Annotated in this window: 9 protein-coding genes; 5 read left to right on the forward strand and 4 right to left on the reverse strand. The window is 66.1% G+C overall.

Features of this window, described 5'->3' with window-relative positions:
- Window positions 1-1188, reverse strand: coding sequence for an OprO/OprP family phosphate-selective porin (locus ACR9ZH_RS08195; protein WP_481290269.1), 1188 nt, complete (start codon window positions 1186-1188; stop codon window positions 1-3).
- A gap of 118 nt (window positions 1189-1306) precedes the next feature.
- Complete coding sequence (locus tag ACR9ZH_RS08200) at window positions 1307-2560, reverse strand: SGNH/GDSL hydrolase family protein (protein ID WP_481290270.1); 1254 nt, start codon at window positions 2558-2560, stop codon at window positions 1307-1309.
- A gap of 125 nt (window positions 2561-2685) precedes the next feature.
- Here ACR9ZH_RS08200 and ACR9ZH_RS08205 point away from each other — a divergent pair, with 125 nt between their 5' ends.
- Entirely contained in the window at window positions 2686-3579 is an 894-nt protein-coding gene (locus ACR9ZH_RS08205) for a LysR family transcriptional regulator (RefSeq protein ID WP_481290271.1), read from the forward strand.
- 165 nt (window positions 3580-3744) lie between these two features.
- Here ACR9ZH_RS08205 and glnA read toward each other — a convergent pair whose 3' ends face one another.
- Entirely contained in the window at window positions 3745-5157 is a 1413-nt protein-coding gene (gene glnA, locus ACR9ZH_RS08210) for a type I glutamate--ammonia ligase (protein WP_481290272.1), read from the reverse strand.
- A gap of 297 nt (window positions 5158-5454) precedes the next feature.
- Between glnA and ACR9ZH_RS08215 the strand changes: the two genes are divergently transcribed.
- The 4 genes from ACR9ZH_RS08215 to ACR9ZH_RS08230 are packed head-to-tail and all read left to right on the forward strand — an operon-like array spanning window position 5455 to window position 11414.
- On the forward strand, window positions 5455-7275 hold the full coding sequence (locus ACR9ZH_RS08215; protein ID WP_481290273.1) for a family 43 glycosylhydrolase: 1821 nt from the start codon (window positions 5455-5457) through the stop codon (window positions 7273-7275).
- A 40-nt stretch (window positions 7276-7315) separates the two neighbouring features.
- Window positions 7316-9001, forward strand: a complete 1686-nt coding sequence (gene acpA, locus ACR9ZH_RS08220) for an acid phosphatase (RefSeq protein ID WP_481290274.1) — start codon at window positions 7316-7318, stop codon at window positions 8999-9001.
- Between the two features lie 60 nt (window positions 9002-9061).
- Window positions 9062-9856, forward strand: a complete 795-nt coding sequence (locus tag ACR9ZH_RS08225) for an undecaprenyl-diphosphate phosphatase (RefSeq protein WP_481290275.1) — start codon at window positions 9062-9064, stop codon at window positions 9854-9856.
- 4 nt (window positions 9857-9860) lie between these two features.
- On the forward strand, window positions 9861-11414 hold the full coding sequence (locus ACR9ZH_RS08230) for a winged helix-turn-helix domain-containing protein (RefSeq protein ID WP_481290276.1): 1554 nt from the start codon (window positions 9861-9863) through the stop codon (window positions 11412-11414).
- A 102-nt stretch (window positions 11415-11516) separates the two neighbouring features.
- Here ACR9ZH_RS08230 and ACR9ZH_RS08235 read toward each other — a convergent pair whose 3' ends face one another.
- On the reverse strand, window positions 11517-12629 hold the full coding sequence (locus tag ACR9ZH_RS08235; RefSeq protein WP_481290277.1) for a serine hydrolase domain-containing protein: 1113 nt from the start codon (window positions 12627-12629) through the stop codon (window positions 11517-11519).
- Window positions 12630-12858: the final 229 nt, after the last annotated feature.

A 12858-nucleotide genomic window follows, 5' to 3' on the forward strand; every position in this document is an offset into this window, starting at 1 on the left:
TCAGAACATGATCTGTGCGCGCATCTCGAAGATGTGCGGATCGACCCGCAGGTCGCGGCGATCGCTGGTGGCGCGCACGTAGTTGACCTGGAACTTCAGGTACTTCGTCAGGTACCAGTTCGTGCCAAGGGTCCAGTCGTGCTCCGTACCTCCGAGCGTGGGCCCGTCGTCGAGATCGAGCGTGCTGTAGCGAAGCACGAACTCGAGGGCACCCCAGGGTCCCTTCGGTACGACATCGCCGACGTTGCCGGCGCTGTAGCCGCGCGATTCGCCGGTGACGACCCAACTGCCGAATGCGTACCAGCCATGCGCGTCGTACCTCGGCTTGTCCTTGAGCTTGACGCTCGCGGACAGGTATTCACCCTGCAACGACCAGGGTCCGCGAATCCACAACCCTTCGAGGCCACGCCTGTCGACGTGTTCGGCCACGCTCAGCACGCCGGAGTCGATCAGGCGCTGCGTAGCGAGGCCCGCTTCCGGCAACGCACGCAAACGCACGCTGGGCGGCGTGTATCGGCCGCGTCCGTCGATGCTGCCTTCCGGCGTTTCACGCGAGTACGAGCCGCCGAGGTGAAGTATGTCGCCCGGGCTGTTCATCGGCGTCCACGCAGCGCGTGCGGCCACCATGCGGCCGTCGAGATCGCCTTGAAGGTTGCCGCCCTTGTAGTAACCGAGTTGCACCAGGTACGCCTTGCGGGTGAGTGCCCAATCGACGCCGAGCCGCCGGTTCGCGTAGATGGCCTGCATCGGTAGCGAGGTCTCCATGAAGGAAGTGCTGCCCGTGCTGGTGTTTCCTTCGAAACCGACCGGCGTCTTCATGAAGCCCACGCGGAAGGCACCGATGTCGTTGCCGAACAAGGCCTTGCCCTGAACGCGGAAGAACACGTCGAGCCAGGTCTTCGTCTGGAAGTCGAATACCACGGTGCCGTCGTACACACCCTTCTTGCGGACGAAGAAGCCGAACTCCTTGCGCCGGTTGGTGTGCGCGTCCTCGTAGATACCGTGGTCGTTCGAGAAGTTGTCGAGGTCGTACTGATACTTCAGCGTGAGCCCGAGGTCGGTGCCGTCAGCGAACACGTAATGAGTTGGCCAGTTGGTTCGCCAGTCGTAGTCGTTGCGCGGCGTGTCTGCCGCCACGGCAGACGCGGGCGCGATCAGCGCGAGTGCGCCGAGGATGATCTTCTTCACGGTGGAGCCCCTCTCGAGCGCGCCGGCGGCACCGGCTGCGACATGAACCTGACTATACAGCGCGCTTGAGAGTGCACTCAATGCTGCATCTACTACATCGGCAGGCTTCGCCAGGTCTTTAAAACAGGTTCGGATCGATCGCGTCCGCCATGCGGCGATAGCCGGCGTCTCCCGGATGCAGATGGTCGCCCGAGTCGTACTGGGACGCGATGCGCGCCGGATGCTGCGGATCGCGCACGGCGGCATCGAAGTCGATCACCGCATCGAACTGGCCGCCGGTGCGGATCCATTCGTTCACGGCCTGCCGCACCTCCTCCTTGGCGGGGTCGAAATAGCCCTGGATCGCAGAGTTTTCCAGGGCGCCCTCGAAGGGCGTCAAGGTGGCGCCGAACACCTTCACCGAATGCGCATGGGCACGCGCGATGAGCTGACGGTAACCGTCGATCAGGTGAGCGGCCGTCACGCGAGGCTCGTCGGGTGCGAAGGTGCTGCCTGGCCAGCTGATGTCGTTGATGCCAAGCAGGACGATCACGCTGCGCACGCCCGGTTGCGCCAGCACGTCACGGTCGAGTCGCGCCAGCGCATTGATACCCATGCCATCCCGCAACATGCGCCCGCCGGAGATGCCGGCATTCGCCACGGCCACGTTGCGGCCGGCGAGGCGGCGGGCGAGGAAATCGGGCCAGCGCTGGTTCCGGTCGACGGTCGATCCGTTGCCGTCCGTGATGGAGTCGCCGAGCGCGACGACAGTCGAGGCGTCGGGCGAGGCATCGGCGAGAATTTCGCTGAGCAGCACGCGGGTCGGCATCGTATCGCCACCGTAAAGCAACGGTGCGGCCGTTCGGTCACCTTCGGCAAGGTATGCGGTCTGCCGGGCATCCCAGTGGATCGTATCCATCGGTGTGTCGCCAGGAAGGTAGAAGCTCACCGCCACTTCTCCCAGGGCGGGAACATCGAGCGCCACCGGGTCGCTGAGCACGGGGGCTCCCGGGGGAAGGATGACGAAACGCTTGCCGCCGAAGGTCACCGCCCGGTCGGTATCCGCTGCGATCCTCGATCCGCCGAGACTGCGTGCCACACGTATGTTGCGGACCACCACCGGCGCCTTGCCATAGGCGTTGGACAACTCGATGCGGATATGGCGCCCGCCAAGGCTCACCGCCGCCACCTGGCGCACGGTGCGGTTGGAGAGCACGGCGGGGGTATGGCTGGGCAGCACGAAGCCGGGTTTCCAGTTCGCCTGGGGACTGGCCGCCCAGGTGGCGACCCACGGCCTGGAAGCCTGGTTCGCCCACGAAGGAAGCGCTGCCGCGGCGATGGCGGCGGCGAAGGCCAACGCTGCCATTGGCCGGAGGGGGTTGTGTCTGGTCATGGGAAGGTTCCAATACGCCGGTAGTCCGGCTCCCGGAACGGTAGGCTCTTCCCATCTGACGCAGTAGAAGGCAAGAATGCATAGGACTCATTCCGATATGGCATGGCATGGACACTCTCCGCTCGATGAAGGTTTTCGTTCGGGCTCTTGAGCTGGGATCCCTTTCCGCCGTGGCGCGCGAGCAGGAGACGACCCAGCCGACGATCAGCAAGGTCGTGGCCGCGCTCGAGAAGTCGCTGAACGTGCGGCTTCTTGAACGAAGCACTACGAAACTTGTTCCGACCGAGCAAGGGAAGCGGTTCTACGAACGCGCGAAACGCGTTCTCGAGGAGTTCGGCGAAGCAGTCGCGGATGCGCGGGGGCTCACGGAGAAGCCCGCGGGAGTCCTGCGCATCAGCGCACCGGTAAGCATCGGCGTGCTCTGGCTCAACCGTCTGATGTTGGACTTCCTGGTTTCATATCCCGACATCGAGATCGAACTGATCCTCAACGATCGCCTGGTCGATCTCGTCGAGGAAGGCATCGACGTCGCCCTCCGCGTCAGCAGCACGTTGCCGCCTTCCGCCATCGCACGGAAGGTGGCGCAGTCGGAGCGCGTGCTGGTCGCGTCGCCCGCCTATCTCGCGGATCACCGCGCGATCCGCCGCCCAGCGGACATCCTCGCGCACAATTACCTGCGCTTCGCATGGGCAAGTGAGAACATCGAACTCACCGGTCCATCGGGGCGGACCGAAACGTTGCGCGCCACGGGGCGCTACCGCATCAACAACTCGCTGGGCATCCGCGAAAGCCTGTTGATGGGCAGTGGCATCGCGCTGACTCCAGCGTGGCTGGTCCAAGACCTGATCGACGACCGAAAGCTGGTTCGGGTGCTGCCGCGCTGGGCGGGGCCCACCCAGGACGCCTACCTGCTCTACCCCTCGCGCCGATACCAGCCGCTGCGGGTGCAGGAGTTCCTGCGCTTCCTGAGCGAGCGCATGGTGAAGATTCCTGGGTTCCTCCCGGCAGGCTCTGTGTAGGCGACACTCGTCAGTTCGACGAAGCCCCTGTGGGAGCCGGCTATGCCGGCGATCCCGCGGCAGCGGGCATGCTTGCCGCAAGCACCCATCGCCGCTGAGCGGCTCCCACACCCAAAAAAGAAGGGCGCCGAAGCGCCCTTCCTTCCTCGCCCCGAGCGATCGCAATCAGATCGCGTAGTACATCTGGAACTCGAGCGGGTGGGTGCTTGCGCGGTAGCGCGTCACTTCCTGCATCTTCAGCGCGATGTAGCCGTCGATGAAGTCGTCGGTGAACACGCCGCCCGCCTTGAGGAACTCGCGATCCTTGTCGAGCGCGGCCAGCGCCTCGTCGAGGCTGGCGCACACCTGCGGGATGTTCTTCTCTTCTTCCGGCGGCAGGTCGTAGAGGTCCTTGTCGGCCGGCGCGCCCGGGTCGATCTTGTTCAGGATGCCGTCGAGGCCGGCCATCATCAGCACGGTGAAGGTGAGGTAGCCCGACTGCATCGGGTCCGGGAAGCGGATTTCGATGCGGCGGCCCTTCGGGCTCGACACGTACGGGATACGGCAGGAAGCCGAACGGTTGCGCGCGGAGTAAGCCAGCATCACCGGCGCCTCGAACCCCGGCACCAGGCGCTTATAGCTGTTGGTGGTGGAGTTGGCGAACGCGTTGATGGCCTTGGCGTGCTTGAAGATGCCGCCGATGTACCACAGCGCCGTCTGCGAGAGGCCGCCGTACAGGTCACCGGCGAACAGGTTCTCGCCGTTCTTCGACAGCGACTGGTGCACGTGCATGCCCGAGCCGTTGTCGCCGACGATCGGCTTCGGCATGAAGGTAACGGTCTTGCCGGCCTGGTGGGCGACGTTCTTGATGACGTACTTCATCGTCATCAGCTCATCGGCCTTCTTCACCAGGGTGTTGAAGCGGGTGCCGATCTCGCACTGGCCCGCATTGGCCACTTCGTGGTGGTGCACTTCCACCACCTGGCCCAGCGATTCCAGCACCTTGCACATGTCGGCGCGCAGGTCGCCCAGGCTGTCCACCGGGCTGACCGGGAAATAGCCGCCCTTCACGCCCGGACGGTGACCGGTGTTGGTGCCGTCGTACTTGTAACGCGACGACCAGGCTGCCTCTTCCGAGCCGATTTCATAGAACACGCGGCCCATGTCGTTCTGCCAGCGGACCGAGTCGAAGATGAAGAACTCGGGTTCCGGGCCGAAGAAGGCGGTGTCGGCAATGCCCGTGGACTTGAGGTAGGCCTCGGCGCGCTTGGCGATCGAGCGCGGGTCGCGGCCGTAGGCCTGCATGGTGCTCGGCTCGAGCACGTCGCAGTGCAGGATCAGCTGCTTGTGCGCGCTGAACGGATCGAGGTGCGCGGTTTCCGGGTCCGGCATGAGGACCATGTCGGATTCGTTGATGCCCTTCCAACCCGCGATCGACGAACCGTCGAACATCTTGCCGTCTTCGAAGGTGCCCTCGTCGATGGCGTGAGCGGGGAACGTGACGTGGTGGTGCTTGCCGAGGATGTCGGCGAAGCGCAGGTCGACGAACTCGATTTCCTCGTCCTGGATCAGGTTCAGCACTTTGGAAGCGGCGGACATACAAACCTCGGGTGGGTATGGGGCGGGTACGGTTGACCGGGGCATCATAGACCGGCGGGGAAACGCCTGCGTGCTTGCACCAAAACGGTGCTTTTGTAGGAGCGGGCCTGCCCGCGACAGCCTTTCGCCGGGCATCCAGGCTCACGCGCCAGCTCCGGGCTGGCCGCGAAAAGCTGTCGCGGGCATGGCCCGCTCCTACAGGGCCATGCCGCTCATCGGCGCGAGGTTCGGATCGGCGCGGGCGTAACAGGGATTACGCTGGCAGGATCGGCCCAGGTGTCTCCGTGGAATCCGATCATGCGCCTCACGCCTGCCCTGCTCGCTGCCGCCCTCACCGCCTCGCCCTTTCTTGCGAACGCCGCGCAGCGCACCTACGCCAACCCCATCGACATCGATTACCGCTACAACTTCGAGCAGATGAACCAGGGCGTCTCCTACCGCACGGGCGCCGATCCGGCCGTGGTGCGCTTCGGCGATGCCTATTACATGTTCCAGACGCTCGCTGACGGGTACTGGATGTCGAAGGACCTGCTGCACTGGGACTTCGTGAAAGCCGACCACTGGCCGTTCAACGGGCTGGTGGCGCCGGCGACGCTGGTCGCGGACGGGAAGCTGTTCCTCATGCAGTCCGCCTTCGCGCCCCGGCCCCTGATGTACACCACGGACCCGGCCAGCGGTCACTGGCAGTTCTGGACGCGTCTGCTGCCTCCGGTACCGGGCGCGATGCAGTACGACGAGGCCGGTACCGTGGCGAACGCCGACGCGTTGCCGCCGGGGCCATGGGATCCCGGGCTGTTCCAGGACAAGGACGGCAAGGTCTACCTGTACTGGGGTTCCTCGTACAAATATCCGCTCTATGGCGCGGAACTCGACCTGAAGCTTTCATCCACCGAGGGCGAAGGCAAGCGGGTGTCGTTCGCGACGAAGCCACGCGCCTTCCTGCACCTCGATCCCGCGAACCATGGCTGGGAGCGCTTCGGACCCGATCACACGATGGGCGACAAACCCTCCTATATCGAGGGGTCGTGGATGAACGAGCACGGCGGCCGCTACTACTTCCAGTACGGCGGGCCGGGCACCGAATACAACGTGTACGCCACGGGTGTCTATGTCGGAAAGACACCGCTCGGTCCGTTCGAATACGCGCCTTACAACCCTGTCGGGTACAAGCCCGGCGGGTTCGTCACGGGAGCCGGTCATGGTTCTACCTTCGAGGACAGGTACGGCAACGCCTGGAACACGGGCACCGCGTGGCTGGGTGTGAACTGGACGTTCGAGCGGCGCATCGACATGTTTCCCGCCGGCTGGCACGACGACGGCCAGATGTGGGTGGATACGCGCTTCGGCGATTTCCCGCAACGCATGCCTGACCACAAGCTTCGCGAGGGCGAGGACACGTTCACCGGATGGATGCTGCTTTCGTACCGCAAGACGGTGGTGGCGTCTTCGTCGTTGCCCGGCCATCCGGCGTCGACGCTGACCGACGAAGATCCGCGTTCCTTCTGGGTCGCGAAGGCGAACGAAGCCGGCCAGACGCTCACGCTGGATCTCGGCGGGACGCCCACCGTGCGTGCCGTGCAGATCAATTACGCCGACTTCGAGTCCGACCGTTACGGCGATGCACCCGACATCGTCACGCAGTTCGTCCTGCAGGGTTCGCCGGACGGCGAGCACTGGGTCACGCTGGCCGATCTTTCGAAAGAAACGCGCGACCGTCCCAATGCCTATATCGAGCTGGAGCAGCCGCGGAAGCTGCGCTTCATCCGCTATGTTCACAAACACGTCGGCGCGAAGCATCTTGCGATTTCCGATCTGCGTGTGTTCGGCAATGCCGAAGGTAAGCCGCCGGTGATGCCGCAAGGCGTCGTGGCGAAGCGCGGCAGCGACGAGCGCGAAGCGACCATCGCGTGGAAGCCGGTGCCCGGCGCGGTCGGTTACAACGTGCGCTGGGGCCTGTCTGCCGACCGCCTGCACTCTACCTACCAGCGGTTTGCGGACCAGCCCACTTCGTTTACCCTGCGTAGCCTCAACAGGGGCGTTCGTTACGTCGTGGCCGTGGAAGCCTTCGACGAGCGAGGTGTCTCACCGTTGTCACAGGTCGTACAGATCGTTCCGTAACGATGGGCGACCCTCCCCGACTCCCCATCGAATCCTGCCCATGACGAACAAGCACGACGACGACACCCTCGACTCCGGCCGCCGGCGCCTGCTGGGCGGCATGGCCACCACCGGCGCGCTGCTGGCCCTGGGCGGCCTGCCGGACGCGAACGCGAAGGCCAAGGGAACGAGTCCGGCGGCGCCGGGCGGCAAGGAACTGGACGCGCTGCTCGAGAAGCATATCCAGCACGTGGTCGTGATCTACGCGGAGAACCGCAGCTTCAACAACCTGTTTGGCGAGTTCCCCGGCCTGCAGCAGCCGCTGAGCGCGGTGCCGAAGGAGCGCTACCTGCAGCGCGATCGCGACGGCAAACTGCTCGACACGCTCCCCCCGATCTGGGGCGGCATGGTCCCGCACGAGCAGGTGGTGGACCACAAGACCTACAAGATCGTCGAGAAGGACATTGCCGGCCTGCCGAATGCGCCGTGGGCGCTGCATACCGGCGACGGCAGCACGCCGCTGCCGCATGGCGTGGTCACGCGGGACCTCGTCCACGCGTTCTACAACAACCAGCTGCAGATCAACGGCGGCAGGAACGACGGCTTCGTGGCCTGGGGCGACAACGGCGCCCTTACCATGGGCTACTACGCCAGCTCGCCGGTGCACCTGCGCCTGTGGCGTCTCGCCGAGCAGTTCACGCTGTGCGACAACTTCTTCATGGGCGCCTTCGGCGGTTCGTTCCTCAACCACCAGTACCTCGTGGCCGCGCAGCCACCTTTCTACCCGAACGCAGACAAGAGTCCGGCGCAGTTCAACATCGCAGTGACCGAAAGCGGCGAACCCACCGACCATCGCCTCAAGATGGCCGAGGATTCGCCGAAGAGCGCGATGGAAGGCAAGCCGAAGTTCGCCCACCACAGCACGCTGACGCCGGATTTCTGGGCGGTCAACACCATCGGCCCGCCCTATTCGCCGGGCTTCAACGTCGATCGTACGAACCCGCTGCTTACCGACGCGACCAGCGCGAACACGCTGCCGCCGCAGACGCACAAGCATATCGGCGACATGCTTTCGGCGAAGGGCGTGGACTGGGCCTGGTACGGCGGTGGCTTCCAGGCCGCGCTCGACGGCAAGGGTGACGGCAGCGACGGCAGCTTCCCGCAGACGCCGAACTTCCAGCCGCACCACCAGCCGCTGAACTATTTCGTGTCGTTGGCTCCTGGAACGGAGGCACGCAAGCGCCATCTCAGGGATGGCGGCGTCGGCGAAACGCCGTCCACCAATCACTTCCTTGCCGATGCCGCCGCGGGCAAGCTGCCGCCGGTCGCCTTCTACAAGCCGCAAGGGGACCTCAACATGCACGCCGGTTATTCCGACGTGGAAGCAGGCGACCGGCACATAGCGAACCTCGTGCATGCGCTGCGCAAGAGCCCGCAGTGGAAGGACATGCTGGTGATCGTCACCTTCGACGAGAACGGCGGCTGGTGGGATCACGTGGCGCCGCCGAAGGGCGACCGCTGGGGTCCCGGCACGCGCGTCCCGGCGCTGGTGATCTCGCCGTACGCGAAGAAGGGCCACGTGGAGCACACCGTCTACGACACCGGCTCCATCGCACGCTTCCTTACCCGGCGCTTCCGGCTCGAGAAATTGCCGGGCCTCAAGATGCGCGAGGATGCGATGGTGGCGGCCGGCGGGCCGGCACCGGGCGACCTGACGGAAACGCTGGATTTTGCGAGCAAGGCCTGATCCCTCTTCAGGCTCCTGCCGCTAAGCTATGGCGTCGTCCCCCACAGGAATCCCCGCCACGTGAACGACCTGCTCAGCGCCATCCTCCTCGGCATCGTGGAGGGGATCACCGAGTTCCTGCCGATCTCCAGCACGGGCCACCTGCTCATCGCCGAACGCTGGCTGGGCGCACGATCGGACCTGTTCAACATCGCCATCCAGGCGGGCGCGATCCTCGCCGTCACCTTCATCTACTGGCGTACGCTGTGGAGCCTGGCTGTGAACTGGCGGCGTCCGGAGACGCGCGATTACGTGCTGAAACTGCTGGTCGCATTCCTGATCACGGCGGCGCTCGGCCTCGTGGTGTCGAAGCTCGGCTTCAAGCTCCCGGAAACGGTGGCGCCGATCGCCTGGGCGCTGGTGATCGGCGGCGTGTGGATGATGCTCGCCGAGAAGTTCGCGGCGAACCGGCCTGACCATGCGGCGATCTCCTGGAAGGTCGCCATCCTCGTCGGTCTCGCGCAAATCGTCGCCGGTGTGTTCCCTGGCACGTCGCGCTCGGCCGCGACGATCTTCATCGCCATGCTCGCCGGCACCAATAACCGCGCGGCCGCGACCGAGTTCGCCTTCCTCGTCGGCATACCCACGATGTACGCGGCCTCGGGTTACGAACTGCTCAAGACGGTGCGCGCCGGCGGCGCCGCGGGCGAGGACTGGACCGGCCTTGGCGTGGCCTTCGCCGTCTCCACCATCGTGGCCTTCGTGGCGGTGAAGTGGCTGCTCGGCTACATCCGCTCGCATCGTTTCACGCCCTTCGCGATCTACCGGATCGTGCTCGGCATCGCCTTGCTGCTGTTCCTCCCTGCCGGCGGCTGACTCCGTGCCCGGCGCCACCCGCTACCGCCTGCTCGACCTCACGATCGATCTCGCGCGCCAGCGGGTGGAGCGCGACGGAACACTGCTCGACGTCACCGGGCTCAGTTTCAGGCTGCTCGCGTGCCTGGTCGAACGCGGCGACCGGGTCGTCGGCTTCGACGAGCTGATGACCGAGGTATGGGCGCCTGCCGTGGTGAACGAGGAAACGGTTACGCAGCGTGTGCGCCTCTTGCGCCAGTCGCTCGGCGACGACGCGCGGCAGCCGCGTTATGTGCGCACCGTCCGCAGCCGCGGTTACCAGCTGGGCGCGCCGCTGGAGGTGGTCGGCGACGATACGCCCCGACGCCGCACGCTCTGGCCCGCCGTCGCCGCGGTCGGTGTGCTCGCCGCCACGGCCCTGGGCGTCGGCTTCCTCGCCCGGGAGCAGAAGGCGCCGATGACGGCGCAGCACGAGACCCTGGAGCGCGCACGCTGGTACGGCGCCATGGGACAGCGCGAGAACAACGAGCGCGCCCTCGCCCTTTACGACCGCGCATTGCGCGAAGCGCCGGACGACGTCGACGCCCTGGCCGGCGCGAGCCGCGCGCGCGCCGCGCGCAGCTGCCTCTATAACGCCGGACCCGACGAGGCACGCGACGCCGTGAAGCTGGCGACGCGTGCCGTGTCGTTGCGCGCGGACAGTGCGACGGCCTGGGCCGCCCTCGGCTATGCTCGCGACTGCCTCGGCGACATTCCCGGCGCGCTCGCGGGCTACGAACGCGCCGTGAGGCTCGATCCCGCGGACGACGCCACGCGCTCGTCGGCCGCATACCTCTACCAGGAACAAGGCCGCCTGGCCGACGCGCTGCACGCGAACATGGATATGCGCGGCGATCCTTCGAAGGTGCGCTTCCGCGAAGTGCAGGTCGCGCGCGAATACGAACTGCTGGGCTTCACCGCCGCGGCCGAAGCACGCTACCGCCATGTGTTCGAGCTTTCGCCGGACAACGTATTTGCCAACATCGGCTGGCCCGCCTTCCTGTTTGCGCAGAAGCGTTTCGACGAAGCGGGCGCGGCATTGGCCGAAGCCCGCAGACGCGGCACAGCGCGCGCGGAACTGGCGCAACTGGAGGGCGAGCTGGCGTTGCGCCACGGCGACCGTGTCGCCGCGGCGAAGGCGTTCGCGGAAGCGAAGGCCCTGCGCCCCTCGGCTACGCTGCCGACGACGCTCGCCGCGCTGTACGGCGATGTGCCCGTTGACCAGGCGTGGCTACGCGAGCGCATTGCTGCGACGCGCGCCGCGGTCCAGGGCGATCCATGGCCGGGCAGCCGGCTCGAACTGGCCCTGCTCCTCGAGGCCGGGCAGGATCGCCGCGGCGCGCTGGAGGCGCTGTCCGAGGCGGTGGACAAGGGCTGGCGCGACGCGGGTTACCTGCGTGCGTCCCCGCTGTTCGCGCCGATGACGAGCGACCCCGGTTTCCAGGCGGTGACCGAGGCGATCGAACGGCGCGTGGCCGCGGAACGCGAGCGGGTGCTGGAGGCGGCGTGGTGCCCCCAAGACCTAGCGCCCCCCCGCTGATGTAGGAGCGCGCCTCGCGCGCGACATCTTTTGAGGCCAGACCCATAAGCTGGCGCGCCAACTCAGATTGGGGCAAAAGGCTGTCGCGCGCAGGGCGCGCTCCTACAATGGAAGAGCCTTGAGAATGATGTCGCGGAAGATCGCCTGCGACTGCGGGTGGGCGTAGCCCTGGTTGTAGGCCTGGCTGGTGATCACCGCGACGAGGCCGCGCTCGGGCAGTACGAACACGTAATTGCCGCCGTTACCACTCATCGCCCACACCTTCGTCTCCACGCCGTGGATGGGAAAGCGGAACTGCCACCACAGGTATCCATAGTCCGCGTCGTCGCGGGCCTGGGCATGCGGTGTCAGCATCGCCTGCACCCATGCCGTCGGAAGCACCGCCTTGCCTTTCCAACGCCCGCCATCGGCGACCATCTGCCCGATCTTCGCCAGGTCGCGCGAGCGGTAACGCGTGCCGCCACCGCCCATGCCGATGCCCTCGCTCGACACGTTCCACTTCGACTCGCCGATACCCAGCGGCACTTCGAGCACCTCGCGCGCGAAGGCGGCGAGCGGCTGCTTCGTGGCCCGCTCCACCACCGCGCCGGCGACGAAGCTGCCGGCGGTGCAGTAGGCAAAGGTCCGGCCATAGGGCGAATCCTGCGGCCGGCTGACCCAGGGCGCGTAACCGCGGATCGGCAGGTTCAACGCGAAATCCAGCCAGCGCTCGGTCACGTACATGCGTTCCTCGTTGCCGGAGGAGAACGGGTTATCGTCGTCGCATTCCCAGATCGAGCTCATCGTGAGCAGGTCTTCGAGGGTGATCGTAGCCCGCCGTGGATCGGGGCGCTCGATGCGGGTATCGGGAAAGAAGGCATACACCGGCGCCTTCACGTCAGGGATGGCCCCGCGCTGGATCGCGGCGCCCACCAGGATCGCCGTGAGGCTCTTGCTGGCCGAGCGCACGTCGTTGAGCAGCCCGGGTGAGCCGTCGTTGAAGTAGTGCTCGTAGACCAGCCGGCCATGGTCGGCGACGAGCACGCTGGTGATCTTCTTGTAGCTGCCGTCGGCAACCTTGTCCTCGAGGGTCCCCAAGGTCGAGGTGTTCCAGCCGAGCCTGGCGGCATCGGTGACGGGCCAGCCGTCGTCGGCCTGGACGGGTGGACGGTACGTTCCCGCGAGGATGGTGGAGGAAAGTACCAGGGTGGCGATCACGGCCAGGGTTCGGCGCATGGCTCAGGCTCCGTTGAGAGAGACCCGAGTGAGCCGCAAGAGCGCCTGAAGCGCCTGAAATACGAGTGAAGTTTTATGAAGGCGCCGGCTTAGCCGCGTGCGGAGCGCACCCAGAGCGCTCCGCGCTGTGTAGGAGCGCGCCTTGCGCGCGACAGCTTTTCGCGAAGAGCAACAGACCCTGTTGCTCACAGCCTCGAAGGCTGTCGCGCGCAAGGCGCGCTCCTACAAG

This window comes from Luteibacter sp. SVR4-7G, from assembly GCF_056755555.1.